Here is a 15602-nt window from a genome sequence, read left to right as displayed (position 1 = left end):
ACTTTATACATCAACGCTTAAGGATGAGTGTAATGATAAGCTTCACCAAAAAGTTGTCAACCAAATTTCATTTTTTGGTTAACAACTGGCATGCTCTGGATATTATTTTTCAATCCCCTTGCTTACTATGCGACGCCATAACTCTAAATAAATCAGCGATTTGCAAATCTTGCTTAGCGGACTTGGAATGGAATGTTACATTCTGCAAGCAATGCTCGCTTCCAATGAATAGCGAGAGTTGTAAAGAGCTTATCTGTGGAGAATGCCTTAGCAGTCCTCCCCCGTTCAAGACATGTGTGGCGCCATTCAACTATTCCTTCCCGATCAATAGCATCATTTATAGAGTTAAATCATCTGGAGAACAATATTGGCTGAAGAGCTTAGGTCTCGAGTTTTGTCGTTACCTAGAGCTCTACCATAAGGACCTTCCCCAACCAGACTTTATCGTTCCCATTCCATTGCACAGGGATAAACTCAAAGAGCGCGGATTCAATCAAGCCGAATCGTTAGCAGTACTGTTAGGGAAACATCAAAAGTTAGCCGTAAATACAAAGTTGATAGTTAAATCCAAGATGAGCGCCGACCAAAAAAGTCTTAACAAAGTTCAGCGACTAATAAACCTCAAAGGATGTTTTACTATAGATAACCCTCAAGTAGTCAAAGACAAACACATTGTGTTAGTTGATGACGTCGTGACCACAAAAGCGACCAGCGAAATATGTAGCCAATTACTCCTTGATAAAGGGGCGAGTCGCGTTGATATCTGGAGTCTGGCCAGAACACCAAAAGCCAGCTAGGCAAATAGCCATAAAGAGTAATGTTATAGTTTTTCTTTCTTCAGAATAGAGTAAATATACTCTGCAATAGCCAAAGAAGATGTTAAACCTGGCGACTCAATTCCAAGTAAGTTTACTAAGCCTGCTACACCATGATCAGCAGGCCCTTGTATGGAAAAGTCAGCTGCCATGTTTCCGGGAGGGACAATTTTAGGCCGGACACCGGAGTAATCAGCATGCATTTTATCGAGCTCTACTTCAGGCCAATATTTACTCACCTCTGCGTAAAACTGCTCCCGTTTTTTCGGGTCCACCTTATAGTCAATGTGCTCAACATCAGTCACGTCCAGCCACTCAACATCCGGGCCAAATTTAGCAGCTCCCTGCATATCAAGCGTAAGATGAACACCCAGACCTCCCGGCTCAGGAACCGGATAGACTAAATGATCAAAAGGAGCTGCGCCGCTATAAGCAAAGTAACTTCCTTTGGCAAAGAAAGCTTTCGGTAACTCGGCAATAGAAATGGCTGGAGAATCATTAACAAGAGGCTGAGCATTTAGACCTGCAGAGTTGATGCAGCACTTCGTTCTTATCAGAGCCTCCCCGCCATTGAGAGTAAGCTCAACTCCACCCTCATCCTGCCCGGTTATCTGGAGCTCTGAGTTAAACACGCACTGACCACCGTTTGCCTCAAGATCAGCCTGCAATTGAAGCATATAGGCATGACTATCCAAAACGCCTGTCGAAGGCGACAATAAGGCTGCTTTACCCACTATCGCTTGCTCTAGCTTATTAAGTTCTACAGAACCGATGAAGCGAAGATCGTCTACACCATTAAGTTGAGCTTGGTTTTTAATTTCCTGAAGACGAGCTATCTGATCATCACTTGTCGCAACAATCAATTTTCCACAAGCTTTGAAAGGAAGGTGATGCTTAGCACAATAGTCATATAACATTTCTTTCCCAGCCACGCATAGCTGAGCTTTTAAGGAACCTTTTGGGTAATATATTCCTGCATGGATCACTTCACTATTGCGTGAAGAAGTCTGCGTGCCAATGCTGGATTCTTTATCGACGAGCAAAACTTCCCGACCCTCAAGAGCTATTCGCCTCGCTATTGCTAAACCAACAACTCCAGCTCCGATCACCAGGCAATCCACATTAAACTGTTCCATCGCTATTTGCGCCTCACAATTCTTCTCTTAACTCCTTTAGCGAGCAGCTATGACCCTACATTAAACAAAAAAGGCCTACAAGACCGAAACTTCGACCCATGTAGACCCTCATACTATTGCTCTAAAGACTAGAGCTGACTTAACGCAATGCTTCTTTGGTCACCTGAGCCTCAAGCACTGCGACCACTCGCCTATTTTTAGCGCGCCCATCTTCAGTCTCGTTGTCTGCAATCGGCTGCTCCTCACCGAAGCCTTTTGCGGCAACTCGCTCTTCAGCGATGCCGAACTCGTCAACCAATACTCGCCTAACAGACTCAGCTCTACGTTGAGATAGCTTCAGATTGTACCGACGACTGCCTTGGTAATCCGTGTGTCCCTCCACCGTCAAAGTCGTTGATACGACTTCTTTCATAAAGTCTGCGATCTTCTTAACTTCCGGGTAGTATTCTAGCGTTAACTCATCACTTTTCGCTGCAAACTTAATATCCATGGTAATTGCAACCTGCTTGGTCAACATGACGGCACAACCCGTTTCATCTACACGGAATGATGGGTTTGTACCAGGGCACAAATCAGTATCATCGAATACACCATCTAAATCTTCATCAGTTGGTTCTGGCTCAGGCTCAGGCTCAGGCTCCGGTATTGGTTCGGGTTCTGGTTCGGGCTCTGGCTCCGGTTCCGGCTCTGGTTCCGGAATTGGCTCTGGTTCAGGCTCTGGAGCCTCTCGAATAAACTCTCGACCAAATGAATAACCCAAAGTCATTCTGACACCTAAGTCTGTTTGCTCATGATCGGCACCATGCAAAGCTAACAGTTCACCACGAAAAATATAGTTGGTATCCTGATAGGCCTTTACTCCTAAGCCCAAGTGAATTGCAGTTTCTTTTACTTTGCTGCTACTTTTCAAGTCAAACTTCTGATGGCCCATGCCCGCCGATAAGAAAGCTCGGGTGTTACCCTCATTCAGGTGATAGAGCACGCCTGGAGACAAACGTTTAGTCCGGCTATCAGGACCTCCCCTTTTGCCATCAGCGTTATACATGGAAAACCACAGGTCCCAGGATAAGTCACTACTTAATGGTCGCTCAAACCCAGCTTCAAAGCTAAGCCCTTCCTCAAGATTGCGATCTGAGTCGAACAAATACCCTGCTGCACCAAGATATAATTCACCATCTCGAATAAATTCTGCACTCACGGGGTGAGCTAAAAAGCAAGCCAATAAGGCAAGTATGATTTTAAAGTTCATGTTTCGGCTATCCTTAAATCGCGCACCACAACTCACGTAGATTATAATTGGAAAGAACTTGATACGTTCGTACAAACTTCGGTGACGCTGATTAACTGTTAATGCAATTCCCGTTACTTTTAAGGCGCAAACTTACCAAGGAATCTCATACAATTCCATGCGCTTTTGTCGCATTTGCTAGGCAGTTAGCGCTTCGATCTAAAAATATTAACTCAAAACGCCTTCTGAAGAATTAAAACTATCCCTCACTCACAAAAAACCGCCCTGCACTTTTCGGTGCAGAGCGGTTTAAGATAGAGATCGGCCTTCAAACCATGAGGCCGATATTGATTAAGCGCTTATTTAGTCGCAGCCTTCTTAATACTTGATTCAACTACCGCTACAACACGACGGTTAGCCGCTCTACCTTCAGATGTAGCATTATCAGCAATAGGCTGCTCCTCACCAAAACCTACAGACTTAACACGAGCAGCAGGCAAACCAAACTTATCAGTCAAAACCTTACTTACAGAATCTGCACGACGCTGCGATAAAGCTTTGTTGTATGCATCATTACCGCGATCATCAGAGTGCCCTTCTACGGTCACAACAGTTTTCTCAAACTGCTGCATAAACTCGGCAACTTTCTCGATTTCCGGGTAGTTATCCTTAGAAAGTATAGAGCTATTTGACGGGAACTTGACATCCATCTGGATAGAAACAGTTTCTGTCAGCATGACGGGACATCCCGACGCATCGACCTTAAACGCAGCATTAGTACCCGCGCACTTATCGATGTTGTCCGCTACGCCATCTTTGTCAGAGTCTTTGATCACTACCTTTTGAACTGGCGCTGGCTTAACTTCCTCTTTAACGGGAGCAGGCTCTTGCTTCTGAACCACTTGCTTAACAGGAGTGATGACAGGTGCTTCCACCATCATTGCTGGCGCGACATCACGACCAAATGCATAACCAACAGCTAAGCGAGCACCAACATCCAGCACTTCGTTATCCAGGCTATTCATCGCAAGCACTTCAGCTCGAAGAATCAAGTTTGAGTCATAGTACTTTTTAACACCCACACCTAAATTGATCAATGACTCACTGTGGTCATCGCCACCCTCTGTTTCATATTCTAAATGACTGAAACCAGCAGAAATAAATGGACGCACATCACCACGCTTCAAATGGAACAACAGACCGGGATTGATGCGCTCTGCATCAAGCTCAGCACCACTATATTTCCCTTCAACCTCATAAGCAGATAACCATGCTTCAAGAGACATCACTTCGTTTACAGGAAGTTCAATACCACCTTCCAGGCTAAATGCGTCATCAAATGAGCGGTCGTCATCATGGTGGTAAAAAGCCCCCCCTAAAAATGCCTCAAAATTTGGATATTCGTCAGCGACAGTTGCAGTTGATACGCCAGCAGCAAGGACACCCGCAAGTAGTAAATTCTTCTTCATAATCAGTTCTCCAGAACTCTCATTTATCTAAAACTATTAATTCGTATATGTAACTATATTTAGGCACTTTCTTTGAGCAAATGAATATCGCGCTGAGGGAAAGGTATTGTTGCACCAGCTTCTTCAACAGCTTGCTTAAGTAACGGTCTCGCGTCAAAGTAAAAGCTCCAGTAGTCTTCCGAGCGAACAAAAGCACGAACCAGAAAATCAACCGAACTGTCACCTAAATTCGATACGCCTACCAAATTATTTTTATTATCAAGCACCCGCTGATCGGTTCGCAACACTAATTCCATTGCTTCTTTTGCTTCTCTTATATTGTCAGAGTAACTAATACCGATCGCGATCTCAACAGCGCGTGTTTCGTTACGGGAATAATTAGTAATGGAACCATTGGCCAAGGGCCCGTTTGGCACGATTATAATACGCTCATCCAAGGTCAGTAAGGTTGTTACAAATATACCGATATCCTTGACGGTTCCTTCATGGCCTTGTGCACTAATGTATTCACCCACCTGTATTGGGCGGAATATTAGAATCATGACACCACCCGCAAAGTTAGAAAGACTCCCTTGTAAGGCAAGGCCCACTGCCAAACTCGCAGCACCAAGCACAGCTACAAACGATGTCGTTTCAATTCCGACCATTGAGGCAACACTAATTACGAGCAATACTTTTAAAACTATTTCGACACCGCTTGAGAAGAATTTTGCCAACGTTTCATCTGGCATATTCTTATGCAGACTACTATTTACCAGCGACGAAATCCTGTTAACAATCCACCAGCCAATAATTAAAGACAGTATCGCTAATACTACCTGCCCTCCATAAAGCATGACGGGCTCTTCTACCTGCTTCCAAATATCCTGTAGTTGCTGTTCCATTATTTATCTCCTAATACCTTTTAGTTTTAATTCCATCAAATTACACTCCTAAGAAAGCCAAAAGTCACAATTTATTTTTTAATTTTATTTTGTGACTTTCTTTTATCGACTTATGTCATAATTTCTGTAATTTCATCAATTCAAATTGAGACCAACACTATGGATGACCTCGACGATCTTGACGCACTGTTCAAATCCGATGAAAAACCAAAATCTGACAACATAAAATCGGTACTCCAGAAGACACGCACCCAAACAAGTCAACACGACACGATGAGCTTTGCGCTGGTCAAAATATGGGTAACCATGGCTGAGTTGTTTGCCCCGATGTTCGCAAACTTGGCACTTAAAAATAGTGACCAACTTGCTCCCAAGAACAATCAGTCTGACCAACAGACCTAAGCGACCTATCAGGAGTTAGTAATGCTCGAAGCAATGAAAGAAACCCTAGCCGATCCGATGATACTATGGGCTAAGATCGCTGAATTCTTACCTAGCCTACTCACCGCACTAGGCCTACTGATAGGTGGATACTTTGTCGCTAAATTTCTAGCCGGAGCCATAGCAAAGCTATTTTCAAAAATCGGCCTTGACCGCTTAGCCGAAACAGCGGGCATTGATGTTGCACTGAAGAAAGCAGGCATGAGCTCAGGGCCGTCAATACTGCTATCTAAGATAATTTACTGGCTTGTATTTCTCACATTTATCATCTCTGCTTCAGATGCTTTAGGCCTGGATAGAGTCTCCGCCACCATTGATCACTTCGTGCTGTATATACCAAAAGTGATTAGCGCTCTTATTCTAACCTTGATCGGTTTATTCATTGCAGGACTTGTGCGAACTGCCATTGAGGCCTCACTTGCCAGCATTAACCTAGGTTATGAACGTACAATTGGCGGAATTATTTATGCGCTAATTGTTATCATTGTAGTGTCACTGGCGATCAACCAACTAGAGATTGAAACCGATTTGCTAAACCAGGTTGTTATTATCTTTTTGCTCTCTGCTGCAGGAGCAGTTGCACTTGCACTCGGTTTAGGCACAAAACATGTTGCCGGAAATGTCGTTGCAGGCGTTTATGCTCGTGAACTATATGTTCCGGGTAACAAAATTAAGGTTGATAACGTTTCTGGTGAAGTAATTGAGATCTGCTCTACTGCGCTGATTATAGAAACTGAAGACGGCCGCAAAATCACAATCCCCAACAGTAAACTAATTGATTCTCAAGTGGAGATTCTATCGCAATAACTCTGCTTACCAATTACTAGCATGACGCTTAATAGCGTAGAAACCAAGCACAACCATGTAGCTCTTCCTGCCAATAATGACCCTGACAATGAGTGGGTCACCCAAGCACAGGAAGAGCTGCCCTATCGTACCTGTGCATACGAAAAGCTTATTCGAAAATACGAAAAGCTGGTCTTTCATATTTGCCTGAAGATGCTCGGAAATCTTGATGATGCTGATGATGTATCGCAGGAAGTCATGCTTAAAGTTTTCCACTCGCTAGTCAAATTCGAGGGTCGCTCCAGTTTTAAAACCTGGATCGCTAGAATTGCCACGAATACCTGCTTGAGTGCTGCAGACAAGCGTAAACGCACCCGAGAACTGCAAGCAATGTTAACAGATGATCCAAGCCAAGAAAGAACAAGCACCATCAACACCACAAAACGCGACCTCGATAGCGCAATGCAATTATTAGCACCTAAAGAACGAGAAATTCTAACCCTACGTTACACAGCAGAATTACGCATCGAAGAAGTGGCCGAAGTCTGTGACCTAAAACTAAGTGCTACTAAGATGCGCCTTTATCGAGCTCAGGAAGCACTGAAAGAGCACATGAAAGCATATCAACACTAAGTCCGCCACTAAGCCGCCTCCCATGCTACAATAGCGGTATTTAACCTAGACGATTCTCTAAGAGACAAGACACCTTGAGTTCACCTGATAACGAACATCCTTACGCACAACTTACACCCGACTTCGTACTCGACGCAGTCGAGTCAATCGGGCTATTTAGCGACTCTCGCATCCTTAGCCTTAACTCATATGAGAACAGGGTCTATCAGGTAGGAATTGAAGATGGCACGCCTATTATCGCTAAGTTTTATCGCCCCCAACGCTGGACGACTGAAGCCATTCTTGAAGAGCATGAATTTACCAGAAGCTTGCTAGAAAACGACATATCTGTCGTCCCACCGATGCTAATAAATGGCAGCACACTTCACGATTACCAAGATTTCCGTTTTGCATTATTTAAGCGCCAAGGCGGATATGCACCCGAGATTGAAATACCCGACACACTCTACCGAATCGGTTGTAACATCGGCCGAATACACCAGGTCAGTAACGCAGAAACCTTTAAGCACCGTCAAAACTTTTGCATCGAAAACTGGGCGATCAAGAGCAGACAGTTCTTGCTAGACAACGACTTTCTATCCAGATCGCTTCGACCGGCATACGAAACCTTAAGCCAAGACCTGATTGATAAGATGCAACATATATGGAAGAGCTGCCCATTCAACCCGATTAAACTTCACGGCGACTGCCACATTGGCAATATTCTTTGGCGTGAAGACCAAGCACACTTTGTCGATTTTGATGATTGCCTGAATGGCCCTGCAATTCAGGATCTATGGTTGATGCTTTCAGGAGACCGGCATCAACAAACCCAGCAAATGATCGAGCTGGTTGAAGGCTATGAAGAGTTCTGCGAGTTTGATACGCGCCAGCTCAAACTTATCGAGACCCTACGTACTTTGCGTATGATGCATTATGCTGCCTGGTTATCACGTCGCTGGACCGACCCTGCATTTCCAATGCACTTTCCTTGGTTCAATACCGAGCGCTATTGGTCATCACATATACTTGAGCTGAGAGAGCAGCTATCAATTTTGGATGAACCACCACTGAAGCTCCAAGCTTACTAAGACTTGTCTTCAGTCACGCATCGCATAAACTAGGCCGCTAAGATTATTACTGGAACAAACAATGAACGAACAAGCACCAAACGATCAAGAAATAGAAGAGCAAGACAAGGTAAAAAAGTCGACACTTGTCATCGCCATTTTCATAACAGTTTTCGTAACCTTTTTCACTTTGGAACAAAATGGGCTCATTCAGCATAACAAACAAAAAGATGACTACCCTGTCGCTGAATATAAAGCTATTTTTATAGAAAAACTTGATCAAGGCGAATACCGACTTTCTCACAAACCTTCAAACCAAACAGCCGTTTGTCATCAAGGCTATTTATTTATCCAGTCAGATAAAAATGATGGCATGCAGGGTTTGTTAGTCGATTATAAAAATCGCGGTGTACGCTGTGGAGAACTGGTAAGCAAGTAATGACTGAACAAAAACCTGACACTATTTTTTCTCAAGCGCTTGATAGCGTAGGCGACTTCAAGTTTGACGAAGCAGTTGCCCGAGTTTTCCCTGACATGATCCGTCGCTCGGTTCCCGGTTACACCACGATAATTCCGATGATCGGTCTCATCACTGAGCGCTACGCTCAGAACGATTCAGCATGTTATGACCTGGGTTGTTCCCTAGGTGCATCAACACTTGCTATGCGCCATGGCTTAAGAGACAAAAGTTGCCAACTCATCGCCGTCGATAACTCAGAGTCGATGCTTGATCGCTGCAACCACTATATCAAAATAGATAACGAAGAAACTCCCGTTGAACTTGTGTGTAAGGATATCACAGAGCTGGCGTTTCAACCTTGCTCAGTCGTGACGTTAAATTTCACCCTGCAGTTTGTTGACCCTGCATTGCGCTTAAAACTCCTCAAAGATATCTATGCTGCAATGGAGCCGGGTGGCGTACTAATTCTTTCCGAAAAGATCTGTTTTGACAATCAAAATGAGCAAAGCGAGCTAGAAGAACTGCACTGGTTGTTTAAACGCGCAAACGGCTATAGTGAACTGGAAGTGAGCCAAAAGCGAAGCGCCCTTGAAAAGGTACTAATGCCAGACACCCTAGAAGCCCATCAAGCGCGTTTGAAAGAGGCCGGGTTTACTCACTCCCACCTTTGGTATCAATGTTTCAACTTTATGTCGCTGATAGCGATTAAAGCAGCTTAGGTATAACGATGGATTTCTACCCTCTCTATGACGACTTATTTGCTTTCATGCGCAGCAACAAGCTCGAACCCTGGTTGGAGACTTTAATCCCCCTACTCAAACATAAGCTTCAAGAAAAGCCTCATGGTGACTTAAAGCGTTGGTTGGAGGCCTATCATTCTCTGCCAGTTTTAAACTCCGACATCGTCAATCTAGATGCTTCACGTGTTGGTGCCGACAGCAAGGAAGGCCTAAATAGTGATACGTTTAAACAGCTTGAACAAGCACTTAGAGGTTTAATACCCTGGCGAAAAGGACCCTATGACTTATTCGGCGTTCATATCGATACGGAGTGGCGATCAGACTGGAAATGGGAACGTATCAAAGACCACATCACCCCCTTAAAAAACCGGATTATACTCGATGTAGGCTGCGGTTCTGGTTATCACTGCTGGCGTATGTTGGGCGAAGGCGCACAAAATGTTATTGGGATCGACCCGAACTTTTTATTCTTACTACAGTTCGAGACTCTAAAGAAATATTGTGGCCCTCAAGCACCCATCCATTTGCTCCCAGTACGAATGGAAGATGTGACACCACAGCTAGAGGCCTTTGACACAACTTTCTCAATGGGCGTGCTTTACCATCGCCGCTCACCTATCGATCACCTATTGGAGCTCAAGGGGACCTTGCGCCAGGGCGGCGAACTGGTGCTGGAAACGCTCATTTGTGAAGGTGAGCTAGGCTATAGTCTAATGCCAGAGGATCGTTACGCCATGATGCGAAACGTCTGGTATCTACCAACTAAAGAAACCCTGAGCTTATGGCTAAGGCGAGCCGGTTTCACTAATATTCGCTGTGTAGAGAGCAACATCACCTCAACTGAAGAGCAGCGAAGCACGGACTGGATGAAGTTCCAATCCTTAAAGGACTTCCTAGACCCAACAGACCAGAGCAAAACGCTTGAAGGCTACCCTGCCCCTTTGCGTGCGACTTTCATTGCAAATAAAAAATAGCTTGTAGTCACTCTCAACTCAAAACACTCGCTCATAAAAAAAGCCTGAAAGCATAAAGCAATCAGGCTTTTTAAGTATTGATTAGCTAAATCAGTCGAAAGGATGTCTCAGCACAATCGTCTCAACACGATCAGGGCCGGTTGAAATAATATCAACAGGCGCTTCAATCTTCTCTTCAATGTACTTGATATAGCTTCGAGCATTTTCAGGAAGGTCTTCTAGTTTCTGCACACCTAAAGTGCTTTCTGACCAACCAGGTAGCGACTCAAATACAGGTTCCAGATCTTCATAACCTCGACCATCAAGCGGTGGGCGTGTTAATTCTTCACCCGCTTTAGTCTTATAACCTACACAAACCTGAATCTCTTCAAGACCATCTAGTACATCAAGTTTGGTCAAACAAATACCAGACACCGAATTGATCTGAATAGCATGACGTAAACCAACCGCGTCAAACCAACCACAACGACGTGGACGACCAGTGGTTGCACCAAACTCATGGCCTTTCTCGGCAAGATGACGACCTTGATCATTAAACAACTCTGTTGGGAATGGACCAGAACCAACTCGAGTTGTATAAGCTTTAGTAATACCCAGTACGTAATCAAGGTACATAGGACCGAAACCACTACCGGTCGCCGTGCCACCTGCGGTCGTATTTGAAGATGTTACAAATGGGTAGGTACCGTGGTCAATATCTAGCAAGGAGCCCTGGGCACCCTCAAACAAGATATTCTCACCCGCTTTACGGTATGCGTGAAGCTCGTCCGTGACATCAACCGCCATCGGTAAAAGAACCTTCGCCATCTCAAGCACATCATCAAGCGTCTTTTGATAATCTACAGGCTCAACTTTGTAGAAGTTTTCCAATACAAAGTTGTGGTATTCCATAATTTCTTTAAGCTTTTTAGCAAAGTTTTCTGCATCAACCAAGTCACCTAACCTTAGACCTCGACGAGAAACTTTATCTTCATACGCTGGGCCGATTCCGCGACCAGTCGTACCGATCTTATCAGCACCTTTCGCTATCTCTCGCGCTTGATCAAGCGCAACGTGATAAGGCAAAATTAATGGGCAAGCCAAACTCAGCTTTAAGCGCTCCTTAACCGGCACACCTTTTTCTTCAAGTTCAGTCATTTCCTTGATAAGAGCATCAGGAGCAAGCACGACGCCATTACCAATCAGACAAGTAACGTTATCACGTAGAATTCCGGAAGGAATCAAATGTAATACTGTCTTTTCCCCGTCAATTACCAGTGTATGACCGGCATTATGGCCACCCTGGAATCGCGCTACCGTCGCAACCTGATCTGTTAATAAGTCAACGATTTTACCTTTGCCTTCGTCACCCCATTGGGTGCCCAAAATGACAACATTCTTACCCATAACTTCTCTTCTCATAGAAAAAGCACAATGCTTTTATTGCTAATTGCCAGCTAAACAAGATACTGACAAGCCTTTAAACTGAATGGACCGCTATCTTAGCCGCCCGAAATAACACTAGCCAACAGGCTCAAGAGCCCATTGTTGATCTTTTAATACCAGCTGTTTGCTACAAGAATACCCTTTCGCAGTATCTGCAGCATTTAACGCTTGAACTACCTGATAGGACTTACGTAGCGCTGCTACCTCACTATGCAATTTTTTATCATCAGACAGAGGTGCAAAGACTCTTTCCTTTTCAGGCGTTTCTGCAGCCAAGCTAGAGACTTTCAAAATAGCTTTTAGATCTGCGCTAAAGCCGGTAGCAGGACGCGAACGTTCGTCCCGACCATGATCAAAACCTTTACCGATATCATCGTAGCGGCCACCTTTCGCTAAGGCATATCCATAACCCAAGCTGAACGCTGAAAACAAAATACCAGTATGATAGCTGTATCCACGTAACTCACAAAAATCGATCCCGATTTCAACACCATCAAAACGAAGCTGAATTTGATCAATAATTCTCTGCAGCTCAGCAATAGCGGAAACAATACCTTCGTTAGCGCTTAGCTTTAAACGCTCAACACTTTGACGAATTTTTTCTAGAGACTCAACACCACCACTTAGGTTGGCAATATCTCTAATAAGTAAAATTATCTCTTTATTTGCATCATCTGCTTGAGCTAAAGCGTCCAATTCAGGTATAGATTTTCGACTAAGTGCATCAAACACTTTAATTTCAGTACTTTCATCAAAGCTTGCAGATTCTAACAGCCCTCGGTAAATTCCGACATGCGCCAGATCAATATGTATACGACCTACCTGAGCGGCATTTAGCGTATCTAGCATCAAAGAAATTACTTCAAGGTCTGCCGCCTGGCTTTTCTCACCGAATAATTCACAGCCAATTTGCATCGGACAGCGGTTAGTAAGCATGTGTGCAGGTCTAGTATGTAGCACGGTGTCTGCATAGCATAGTCGGCTAATACCGTTAGTTTTAAGCATATGCGAGTCAATTCTTGCTACCTGAGGCGTTATATCAGAGCGTACCCCCATCAAACGGCCTGTGAGCTGATCGGTCACCTTAAACGTCTGTAAATCTAACTCGTTTCCAGTCCCCGTCAACAATGACTCTAAATACTCTATAAGCGGCGGTGATACCAGCTCGTAACCATAGGAAGCATAAATATCGAGCATCGACCGGCGCATCTGCTCTACTTTCCACGCTTCTGGTGGCAGCAGTTCATCAACCCCATCTGGCAGTAACCAGCGTTCAGACACACTCATGCAAATTCTCTCTTATGGACAGTCTTATCAAACAACATTATTTCAGCAAAATAAGGGCTGAAATTGGCCTTCAAATTCTAGAAGACCCAAAAGCACGCGATTTTACAGTTTTATTGCGCACAAAAAAACCAATGTTTGCAAAAAGCATAAAAAAACGCGAATAGAACTTATCTATTCGCGTTTTGATAGAGCGAAATTAACTTAGATTACTTCGCGTCAGGCTTCTTCATATACTTAAAGAAGTCGCTATCTGGTTTAAGCAGCAAGACATCATCTTTACCAGAGAATGTATCTGTATAAGCTTTCAAACTACGCGTAAAAGAATAGAACTCTGGGTCCTTATTGAAGGCTTCAGCATAGGTGTTTGCAGCAATGGCATCACCTTCACCACGTATTTCTTCCGACTTACGATAAGCATCAGCTTCCAGTACAATCTTTTGACGATCGGCGTTTGCCTTAATACCTTCTGCTAGCTCCTTACCCTGCGAACGAGTTTCTCTTGCTTCCCGCTCACGCTCAGTCGCCATACGACGGTATACGTTTTTACTCAAATCTTCAGGCAGGTCAATTCCTTTCACACGCACGTCGACCACTTGAATACCAAACTCACTAACCGTTTGCTCATTTAGCTTCTTGGTAATGATACTCATCAACTGATCACGCTCACCCGATACCACCTCAGTTAAGCTGCGAGATGCAAATTCGTCTCGTAAGCCTTTGTTGGTTGAGTTCGCCAACAAGGTCGTGGCTTGCCAACGATTACCCGCTGTTGCCTTGTAATAAGCTTTAACATCGACAATCTTCCACTTAATGAAAGAGTCAACGATTACAAATTTCTTACCCACGGTAAGAAAACGTGCTGGCTGTGCATCTAAGGTTAGAAGACGCGCATCAAACAAACGAACATTCTGAAAGAAAGGCATCTTGAAGTGCACACCTGGCTGAATGTTTGTTTCAACGATTTCACCAAACTGAAGCTTGATACCCACTTCTCGCTCATCTACTACATAAATCGATGCAGATAGAACAACGACAACAACCAGTAATGAAATCAAAGATAATAATGAAGACTTAGACATTTATCTGCTCTCCCTGGATGTACGGTTGTTTCTTGAACGAAGCTCCTCAATAACTTGGTCTGCAATATCTGACACAGACTGATCTACGCTATCATCATTTGATAGACTAACAGAGCGGTTAGACATTAGCTTATCCAAAGGCAAATACATCATATTGTTGCCGCCTTCTACATCCACCAAGACTTTACTGCTATTGCTGTATACCGATGAGATTGCGTCAAGATATAAACGGTCTCTGGTAACTTCTGGCGCTTTTTTATATTCAACAAGTAACTTCTTAAAACGATCAGCCTCACCTTGTGCCTGAGAGATAACCTGCTCTTTATATGCGTTCGCTTCTTCTAACATTCGCTGAGACTTACCACGCGCTTCGGGAACAACGGTGTTGGCATAAGCCTCTGCTTCGTTTACATAACGCTCTTTATCCAGATTAGCCTTTTGAACATCATCAAAGGCTGACTGAACAGCAGCAGGTGCACGCGCTTCTTTAACGTTAACAATACTAACGTTAACACCCGTGTCGTAGGAATCCATAAAGCTTTGCAGACGCGTTCGCGCATTTTCTGCAAGCACAGCACGGCCAGCCGTTAGAATTGGGTTCAAATCTGTACTACCCACTTCATGCCGTAATGCTGATTCAGCAGCATGTTGTAAACTACGCTCTGGATCTTCAACGCGTAAAGCAAATGCTACTGGGTCCGATACCGTATACTGAACGTTTAGTTCAACCTGAACCACGTTCTCATCCTGAGTCAGCATTTCTTGCTTCAACTCGGCATTTCGAACATTAGTTACGTTTACAGGAATGACCTTCTCGACAACAGGAATCACAAAGCGTAAGCCCGGGTCCAAGGTTCGGTTGTACTTACCTAATTGAAGGACAACGCCTCTTTCCTGCTCATCAATGGTATAAAATGACTTAAAGCCTAAAAAGATGACCAGCGCAATCAATGCCAAAATAAATACACCACCAGCACCCTGGCTTGAACCGCCAGAAGAGCCACCAGTTTTTTTCGGGCCTGAACCAAACAAGCCATTCAGCTTATCCATCAGTTGTTTTAAAGCTTCATCGAGATCAGGTGGCCCTTGATTATTGCCGCCTTTATTCCCTCGATTATTAGAACCCCAAGGGTCGTTATCATTACGATTACCACCCGGCTCATTCCAGGCCATAGAAGACTCCGTTACATTTTTTA

The 15602-nt window shown here is 44.1% G+C and carries 16 protein-coding genes and 1 pseudogene; 9 read left to right on the top strand and 8 right to left on the bottom strand.

Translation table 11 applies throughout. The features are described from left to right. Nucleotides 1-23: 23 nt before the first annotated feature. Nucleotides 24-257: pseudogene (locus A3763_RS30075) on the top strand (double zinc ribbon domain-containing protein); the annotation flags it as partial. Nucleotides 258-296: 39 nt separating this feature from the next. Continuing rightward, nucleotides 297-797 (top strand): ComF family protein, encoded by a 501-nt coding sequence (locus A3763_RS08020; protein ID WP_156490357.1) that lies wholly within the window; start codon nt 297-299, stop codon nt 795-797. A 23-nt stretch (nt 798-820) separates the two neighbouring features. Here A3763_RS08020 and A3763_RS08015 read toward each other — a convergent pair whose 3' ends face one another. The 4 genes from A3763_RS08015 to A3763_RS08000 all read right to left on the bottom strand — a co-directional run bounded on the left by A3763_RS08015 (nt 821) and on the right by A3763_RS08000 (nt 5532). Further along, complete coding sequence (locus A3763_RS08015; protein WP_068513414.1) at nt 821-1951, bottom strand: NAD(P)/FAD-dependent oxidoreductase; 1131 nt, start codon at nt 1949-1951, stop codon at nt 821-823. A 139-nt stretch (nt 1952-2090) separates the two neighbouring features. Then, nucleotides 2091-3200, bottom strand: coding sequence for an OmpA family protein (locus A3763_RS08010; RefSeq protein ID WP_068507820.1), 1110 nt, complete (start codon nt 3198-3200; stop codon nt 2091-2093). Nucleotides 3201-3538: 338 nt separating this feature from the next. Next, complete coding sequence (locus tag A3763_RS08005; protein WP_082865138.1) at nt 3539-4648, bottom strand: OmpA family protein; 1110 nt, start codon at nt 4646-4648, stop codon at nt 3539-3541. Between the two features lie 59 nt (nt 4649-4707). Beyond that, nucleotides 4708-5532, bottom strand: a complete 825-nt coding sequence (locus A3763_RS08000; RefSeq protein ID WP_068513417.1) for a mechanosensitive ion channel family protein — start codon at nt 5530-5532, stop codon at nt 4708-4710. A gap of 159 nt (nt 5533-5691) precedes the next feature. Between A3763_RS08000 and A3763_RS07995 the strand changes: the two genes are divergently transcribed. From A3763_RS07995 to cmoB, 7 genes are all read left to right on the top strand, one after another. Continuing rightward, on the top strand, nt 5692-5934 hold the full coding sequence (locus A3763_RS07995) for a hypothetical protein (protein WP_068513420.1): 243 nt from the start codon (nt 5692-5694) through the stop codon (nt 5932-5934). 21 nt (nt 5935-5955) lie between these two features. Beyond that, nucleotides 5956-6780, top strand: coding sequence for a mechanosensitive ion channel domain-containing protein (locus tag A3763_RS07990; RefSeq protein ID WP_068513423.1), 825 nt, complete (start codon nt 5956-5958; stop codon nt 6778-6780). Nucleotides 6781-6801: 21 nt separating this feature from the next. Further along, nucleotides 6802-7392, top strand: coding sequence for a sigma-70 family RNA polymerase sigma factor (locus tag A3763_RS07985; protein WP_082880414.1), 591 nt, complete (start codon nt 6802-6804; stop codon nt 7390-7392). 74 nt (nt 7393-7466) lie between these two features. Beyond that, nucleotides 7467-8462 (top strand): serine/threonine protein kinase, encoded by a 996-nt coding sequence (locus tag A3763_RS07980; RefSeq protein ID WP_068513426.1) that lies wholly within the window; start codon nt 7467-7469, stop codon nt 8460-8462. Between the two features lie 61 nt (nt 8463-8523). Further along, nucleotides 8524-8880 carry a hypothetical protein gene (locus tag A3763_RS07975; RefSeq protein WP_068553207.1) on the top strand — a complete coding sequence of 119 codons (357 nt, stop codon included), beginning with the start codon at nt 8524-8526 and terminating at the stop codon, nt 8878-8880. Further along, nucleotides 8880-9620: a carboxy-S-adenosyl-L-methionine synthase CmoA gene (gene cmoA, locus A3763_RS07970; protein ID WP_068513432.1), complete on the top strand. Its 741-nt coding sequence runs from the start codon at nt 8880-8882 to the stop codon at nt 9618-9620. The genes A3763_RS07975 and cmoA overlap by 1 nt, the downstream gene beginning before the upstream one ends. A gap of 8 nt (nt 9621-9628) precedes the next feature. Then, entirely contained in the window at nt 9629-10615 is a 987-nt protein-coding gene (gene cmoB, locus A3763_RS07965) for a tRNA 5-methoxyuridine(34)/uridine 5-oxyacetic acid(34) synthase CmoB (protein WP_068513437.1), read from the top strand. Nucleotides 10616-10705: 90 nt separating this feature from the next. Here cmoB and A3763_RS07960 read toward each other — a convergent pair whose 3' ends face one another. The 4 genes from A3763_RS07960 to hflK form a co-directional block, all read right to left on the bottom strand. Next, nucleotides 10706-12001: an adenylosuccinate synthase gene (locus tag A3763_RS07960; protein WP_068513457.1), complete on the bottom strand. Its 1296-nt coding sequence runs from the start codon at nt 11999-12001 to the stop codon at nt 10706-10708. A gap of 114 nt (nt 12002-12115) precedes the next feature. Further along, the gene (locus tag A3763_RS07955) at nt 12116-13327 is read right to left on the bottom strand and encodes an ATP phosphoribosyltransferase regulatory subunit (protein ID WP_068513439.1); all 1212 of its coding nucleotides are present in this window, start codon (nt 13325-13327) and stop codon (nt 12116-12118) included. A 206-nt stretch (nt 13328-13533) separates the two neighbouring features. Next, on the bottom strand, nt 13534-14406 hold the full coding sequence (hflC, locus tag A3763_RS07950) for a protease modulator HflC (protein WP_068513442.1): 873 nt from the start codon (nt 14404-14406) through the stop codon (nt 13534-13536). Further along, the coding region (gene hflK, locus A3763_RS07945) for an FtsH protease activity modulator HflK (RefSeq protein WP_369823100.1) at nt 14407-15602 on the bottom strand (1196 nt) is incomplete at its 5' end.

Source organism: Oleiphilus sp. HI0128 (assembly GCF_001635365.1).
This window is presented reverse-complemented; position numbering and strand designations above follow the sequence as displayed.

What these genes read in the sequence shown, in the direction of transcription:
- cmoA (WP_068513432.1), top strand. Translation starts at nt 8,880, where the DNA reads ATGACTGAACAAAAACCTGACACTATTTTTTCTCAAGCGCTTGATAGC.
- A3763_RS08010 (WP_068507820.1), bottom strand. Translation starts at nt 3,200, where the DNA reads ATGAACTTTAAAATCATACTTGCCTTATTGGCTTGCTTTTTAGCTCAC.
- A3763_RS07990 (WP_068513423.1), top strand. Translation starts at nt 5,956, where the DNA reads ATGCTCGAAGCAATGAAAGAAACCCTAGCCGATCCGATGATACTATGG.
- A3763_RS08015 (WP_068513414.1), bottom strand. Translation starts at nt 1,951, where the DNA reads ATGGAACAGTTTAATGTGGATTGCCTGGTGATCGGAGCTGGAGTTGTT.
- A3763_RS07985 (WP_082880414.1), top strand. Translation starts at nt 6,802, where the DNA reads ATGACGCTTAATAGCGTAGAAACCAAGCACAACCATGTAGCTCTTCCT.
- hflC (WP_068513442.1), bottom strand. Translation starts at nt 14,406, where the DNA reads ATGTCTAAGTCTTCATTATTATCTTTGATTTCATTACTGGTTGTTGTC.
- A3763_RS07975 (WP_068553207.1), top strand. Translation starts at nt 8,524, where the DNA reads ATGAACGAACAAGCACCAAACGATCAAGAAATAGAAGAGCAAGACAAG.
- A3763_RS07955 (WP_068513439.1), bottom strand. Translation starts at nt 13,327, where the DNA reads ATGAGTGTGTCTGAACGCTGGTTACTGCCAGATGGGGTTGATGAACTG.
- A3763_RS08005 (WP_082865138.1), bottom strand. Translation starts at nt 4,648, where the DNA reads ATGAAGAAGAATTTACTACTTGCGGGTGTCCTTGCTGCTGGCGTATCA.
- A3763_RS07960 (WP_068513457.1), bottom strand. Translation starts at nt 12,001, where the DNA reads ATGGGTAAGAATGTTGTCATTTTGGGCACCCAATGGGGTGACGAAGGC.
- A3763_RS07995 (WP_068513420.1), top strand. Translation starts at nt 5,692, where the DNA reads ATGGATGACCTCGACGATCTTGACGCACTGTTCAAATCCGATGAAAAA.
- cmoB (WP_068513437.1), top strand. Translation starts at nt 9,629, where the DNA reads ATGGATTTCTACCCTCTCTATGACGACTTATTTGCTTTCATGCGCAGC.
- A3763_RS08000 (WP_068513417.1), bottom strand. Translation starts at nt 5,532, where the DNA reads ATGGAACAGCAACTACAGGATATTTGGAAGCAGGTAGAAGAGCCCGTC.